Origin of the sequence: Paenalcaligenes sp. Me52, assembly GCF_050487965.1 — a bacterium.
GTDB lineage: Bacteria > Pseudomonadota > Gammaproteobacteria > Burkholderiales > Burkholderiaceae_B > Paenalcaligenes.
This window is the reverse complement of record NZ_JBKQFO010000009.1, coordinates 1-1062: the sequence shown is the minus strand read 5'-3', so window position 1 is coordinate 1062 and position 1062 is coordinate 1. Positions and strand designations below refer to the sequence as shown.

The following is a 1062-nucleotide window of genomic DNA, read 5'->3' as shown; positions in this document are numbered from 1 at the left end:
GGATAACCCTTTCCGGTCAGCAGATAACGCGACTGACAGAATTCCCCCCGGCATACAACCTGCAACGCAGTGTGCAATTGCTGCAGCAACTGATGGTACTTTTCCCCGACAATCCTCGCGTTCAGGAAATGGTGGATAACTGGCAGAAGAGTGCAAGGAGTCGTGCGCTCCCGGAAGAGGCGATGACTGGCTGGAACGAAGGCATGACCCGCTTACAGCTGTTGGCTGAGCGCCTGAACCGTCCGGATGAACAGCGGGGAAAATACATGACGGTCAGTGAGCTGAAAACGGAGGTGTCTGGCATCATGCAGGCTTTTAACCGGCATATCCTGGCAGAAGAACAGTTGTGTCACTATGGTGAAGTCCGCAACCAGAATGGAAGCGAGCAGCAGCAAAAACAAATGAAAGATGCATTTGTTAAGCTGATTCACTTTTACTGTTTTATATAAAGCCTTTAGGATGTGGGGTAAGGGGAGTGTTGCAATTTATTCGGTGAGATAGTTTGTTTGTGGAGTGTTTAAGCGCTTTTGGATGTTCGTCTGTTGTTTCGAATAGTATGGTGAATATGAATGGTAAATATAATGTCAGGAGTGAATTGTTAGCTCGTTGTATCGGAACTGGTAGATTGAAAGGAGATGTGAGAAGTGATTTTATTGGGTTTAATGGTAGTAAACAGGTAGGTTATGTTTTATTAACTTTATTCTTAACGAAAGTAACAAATTCTGATTTGCTCTCTCATTATCGTATATTTAATCGTTTTTTGCATTATGAGAGAAAAGTTATGGACATATATAATTCTTTGAGTGATATAGAAGTTGATTGTATTTGCCAGGAAGTGATGGCTATATATGAACATACTCAGCGATGCTGCAACGAAAAGAAAATCACAACTATCCAGTTAGGCAGGAAACTTAATGGCAGGTATGCAGATACGATTGCTGAGTTAAAAGAAACAGCAGAGATAAGAGGGGAGGATGTGATTTCTTTTGAGATGGATATATTGAATTCTTTTAATGATGCGGATGAATATCACGGACGTGTTAAACTGGAGTTGGATATACC

The 1062-nt window shown here is 41.9% G+C and carries 2 protein-coding genes; both read left to right on the top strand.

Going from position 1 to position 1062, the window contains the following annotated elements; genetic code table 11:
- Positions 1-449 (top strand): VasL domain-containing protein (locus ACLO87_RS16660; protein WP_430224325.1); only part of this gene is annotated, 449 nt, incomplete at its 5' end.
- A 116-nt stretch (positions 450-565) separates the two neighbouring features.
- A partial coding sequence (locus ACLO87_RS16655) for a hypothetical protein (protein WP_430224324.1) occupies positions 566-1062 on the top strand: 497 nt, incomplete at its 3' end.